We start from the raw sequence: 4,099 nt of genomic DNA on the forward strand, positions 1-4,099 counted from the left end.
AGGTAGCGTCCGTGGTTCATGGCGTCGATCTGGGTCACCAGGTCGGAGGCGAAGCGGTTGGCGCTCCTGCCCTCGCGCAGCGGCTTCTGGTAACCGCTGTCGTCGCCGCGCACCGCGAGGACGTTGTCGATGCCGAGATAACGGAGCTCGATGAGGAAGTCCTCGGTCTCCTCGCGGGTGAAGCCGCGGCAGAGGACGTGCGGCACGGCGTCGATGCCGTACTTGTTCTGGATCAGGGCGCAGACGCCCATCGTGCCGGGCCGCTTGCGCTTCACCCGGCGCTGGATCCCCGCCGGCGTCTCCTCGTAGAAGACCTCCGCCGCATGGCTGGTGATGTCGATGAACGGCGGCCGGAACGGCACCAGGTCCTCGATCAGGCCCATCAGGTTCCGCACGTCGCCGCCGCGCAGCGGCGGAATGATCTCGAAGCTGATCAGCGGCTCTTTGGCGCGCTCGAGATGCTCGATGACCTTCAAATGCCCCTCCCGTTCACGAATCGATCGGCGACAAAAAAAACCCGCTCGCCGGCAGCAGTGGGAGCGGGTTCTCGAGTCCGGACACTTGGTTGCCGGCGATCGGAGCCCTGGGGATTCCAGGAGGACCTCGCCCGGCCGCATCCCCGTCTTGCACGACGGGAGGGCACCTTGGGTGTCCGCCCCAGGTTGCCGAGTCCGGAGGGCCCCGGGGGTCCACCGGATGCGCTCCGGTTCGCCGCCTCGCCCTTCGGACCGCTCCGAATGCAGCAAAAGCGTAGCTCCCGGCCGCCGGGCTGTCAACGCGTCCGGCGGGCGACCGGTGCCCGCCAGCCGCCCGCTGCGAACCTACGGGGCGCCTCCGGTCCGCCCCCGGTCTCCCCACCGGTTCGATAGAGTCCGGGGGTGCTTCGCGACTCCCAGAATCACGCCACCTGGCGCGCCTGGTCGCTCCTGGGCGACCTCGCCGTGGCGTGGATCGCGCTCTACCTCGCCTTCCAGATCCGCATCCTCGCGGCGCTCCCGGGCTCGACGCAGCCGCTGCCGCTCGAAAAACTGGCCTATTTCGACCTGATCTGGATCTGGGTCGTGGTCTCCCAGCCGGTCGCGCTCTACTTCTTCGGGCTCTACGAAACCCGGACGAAGCGCCCCCGGCTGGAGATCGCCCGCTGGGTGAGCCTCGCGGTTCTCTTCCAGACTCTCGCCCTGGCCACCGCCCTGTTCCTCGCCAGCCAGGCTTTCCCGCGTTCGGTGCTCCTGCTGTTCGCGCTGCTCAACACGGCTGCGCTCGTCCTCTGGCGCGTCGCTCTGCAGAGCCTCGTCCGCACCCCGATGCGTCAGGTGATCCTGGTGGGCTGCGGGCCCGCGGCGCTGGACGTCGCCCGCAAGATCCGCGAGCACCACTTTCACGGCCTCGAGGTTCGCGGTTATCTGCCGGTCCCGGGGAGCCGGTCCCCCGCCGCGCTGGAGGACCTCGATGAGCGGCAGGACGCGAGCCCGGACCGGAGAGACGACGTGCTCGGACGGCGCCTCGCGAGCGCCGCCGAGCTCCAGCTCCTGCTGGCGAGCGGCGAGGTGGACGACGTCATCCTGGCGCCCGAGGCCGACTCCTGGCAGACGGCGCTGATCGACGAGATCGCGGGCAGCCGCCCGCGACGCCCGACAATCCTGCTCCTGCCGGGCCCGTTCGAGAGCCTCATCGGTACGATGCGCTACCGCTGGATCAACGACCTGCCCCTGATCGAGGTGATGCGCGAGGGCGACTGGCGGGCGGCGATGCCGGTCAAGCGCGTCTTCGACCTGGCCGGAGCGGCCCTGCTGGCGATCGCCGCGTCGCCCCTGTTCCTGCTCGCCGCCCTGGCGGTGCGTCTCTCCTCCGCCGGGCCGGTGCTGTTCCGCCAGGAGCGCGTCGGCCGTGCCCTGCGGCCCTTCAAGGTCGCCAAGCTCCGCACCATGCGCCAGGACGCGGAGCGCGAATCCGGCGAGATCCTCGCGCTGCGCGACGATCCGCGGCTCACCCCGGTCGGCGGCTTCCTGCGCCGCTACCGGCTGGACGAGCTGCCGCAACTGTGGAACGTGCTGGTGGGCGAGATGAGTCTCGTCGGTCCGCGTCCGGAGCGGCCCGGGTTCGTCCGCCAGCACCTCGCGGGCGTCCCCGGCTACGCCGAGCGCTTCGCCGTGTTGCCCGGGCTGACCGGCCTCGCGCAGGTCAACGGCGAATACCACTCGACGCCGGAGAACAAGCTGCGCTACGACCTCGCCTACATCTCCAACCGCAGCCTCTGGCTCGACCTATCCATCCTCGTCCGTACCGTACGGATCGTCCTGACGTCGCAGGGCGTCTGACACCGCCTCGCGCAGATCCAGCGGGACCTCCTTCAGCATCCGCGGATCGAGCAGAACCGCCTGACCGAAGTAGCGGATCGCCCGCTTCCGCGCCCCCTGCGAGTAGCAGACCTTGCCGAGGTTGACCAGGATCTCGGGGCGGGGCTCGAGCCGGAACGCCATGACGTAGGAGCTCCGCGCCGGCTCGAGCTCGCCGAGCATCAGGTGTTGCCCGCCGAGCAGCGCCGGGATCTGGACTTCGGCCCAGTCGAGCTTGCGGGCATCGGCCAGCGCGGCGAGGTGGCCGCGGAGCTTCGACTTGTCGAGATCGCCGGTGCGCATCATCGCCAGAGTGCGGCGCTCGACGCTGTAGATGAGGTGCTGGGCGCGCATCAGGTCCGCGCCGCGCCGCACCTGGGCGACCACGGCCAGCGCCAGGAGGGCCGGCAGGAGGAGCCGCATCGCGAGCCTCATGTCGCGCCCGCCTCGTCGACGCTCTCTGCGACGCCCTCGTCGGCCCCATCGGAGCTCAGGATCCAGGCGAGGAACAGGCAGATCGGCCAGAGGGCGATGGCGATCCGGAACGGAAAGTTGGCGAGCGAGAGGACGCCGATCCCGGCGACGCCCGCCCAGGCGAGCGCGCTCGAGACCGTCGCCGGGCGGCTTGCGTCGGCGCCCTCCGGCGGAGCCTCCCCGCCGGCCCTCTCGCGCCGCTTTCGGCGCGCGATCCGCCGCGCCAGCAGGGCCAGCCCGAGAAGCAACGCGGCCAGCCCCGGCAGGCCGGTCTCCGCGGCGACCTCCAGCAGGTCGTTGTGGGCGTTGGCGAAGACGACGTTCATCTGGTCGGCGAAGAAGACGACGCCCTCGCGCAGCAGCGCCGTCTTCGCCGGGATGAACTCGGTGCGGTAGGCACCGACCCCCACCCCGGTCAGCGGGTGCTCCTCGACCATCCAGAGGGCGGCCCGCCAGCCGTCGAGCCGGCCGGTCAGCACGGAATTCCAGTCGCCGCGTGCGATCTGGTCGATCTTGCCGAGGCTGCGCTCGCGCAACGGCCCGACGAGCGAGAGCATCACCACGACCCCGCCGGCGAGCGCGGCGATTGCGAGGGCGCCGATCGCCGCCCGGCGGCGCGACAGGCGCAGCGCCCAGAAGACGAGCGTCCCGGCAGCGACGCCGGCGATCGCCGAGAAGGTCTGCGTCACCATCAGACCGTAGAGACAGAGCGCCAGCGCCAGGCCCGAGAGCATCGTCCGGCGGCCGCGGCGCCCGCGGGCGATTTCCGCTTGCGCCAGGAGCGCCGGCAGCACGAGCGCGGCCGCGAGATCGCCGACGTTTCCGGCCAGCGAGCCGATGGCGAAGCGCGACGACTCCGCGATGCCGACGAAGTTGTACGGCTGGTAGAGGCCGTGGAACTGCAGGATGGCGACCCCGGCGAGGATCGCGGCCGGGACGACCGAGAAGGTGAGCGCTTCGCCGAGCTCGCGGCGGGAGAAGCCGACGCTCCAGCCCCAGACCGCGAGCGCCCCGATCCAGAGGCCGACGAGGCCGCGGTGGACATGCGCCAGATGCGGGCTCGCGAGCGAGACCAGCGTCGCGATCGCGAGGAAGGGGCCGAACATCGCGACGAACGGCGCCCCGAGCAGCCGGCGCCACGCCTCCTTCCCCTGCCAGGCGAGCGCGAGGAAGAAGAGCGACAGCAGCGCCAGGGTCTCTCCGAGGAGCGCCTTGGGCAACCGGAAGGCGTCCTTCTGCGCCGAGTCGAGGACGAACGGCACGGCGATGAGCAGCAGCCAGAGCGTCCA

Annotated in this window: 4 protein-coding genes; 1 reads left to right on the forward strand and 3 read right to left on the reverse strand. The window is 71.0% G+C overall.

Annotated elements, in window-relative coordinates; all coding sequences use genetic code 11:
* On the reverse strand, window positions 1-476 hold a 476-nt coding region (locus KBI44_21490), incomplete at its 3' end, for a methylenetetrahydrofolate reductase (protein ID MBP9147060.1).
* Between the two features lie 402 nt (window positions 477-878).
* Between KBI44_21490 and KBI44_21495 the strand changes: the two genes are divergently transcribed.
* Window positions 879-2,318 (forward strand): sugar transferase, encoded by a 1,440-nt coding sequence (locus tag KBI44_21495; GenBank protein MBP9147061.1) that lies wholly within the window; start codon window positions 879-881, stop codon window positions 2,316-2,318.
* Here the strand turns inward: KBI44_21495 and KBI44_21500 are convergent.
* Both KBI44_21500 and KBI44_21505 read right to left on the reverse strand, forming a co-directional pair.
* Window positions 2,265-2,771: a tetratricopeptide repeat protein gene (locus KBI44_21500; GenBank protein MBP9147062.1), complete on the reverse strand. Its 507-nt coding sequence runs from the start codon at window positions 2,769-2,771 to the stop codon at window positions 2,265-2,267. The genes KBI44_21495 and KBI44_21500 overlap by 54 nt on opposite strands.
* Window positions 2,768-4,099 (reverse strand): O-antigen ligase family protein (locus tag KBI44_21505; GenBank protein MBP9147063.1); only part of this gene is annotated, 1,332 nt, incomplete at its 5' end. The genes KBI44_21500 and KBI44_21505, both read right to left, overlap by 4 nt.

The sequence above is a fragment of the Thermoanaerobaculia bacterium genome, from assembly GCA_018057705.1.
Lineage (GTDB): Bacteria > Acidobacteriota > Thermoanaerobaculia > Multivoradales > JAGPDF01 > JAGPDF01.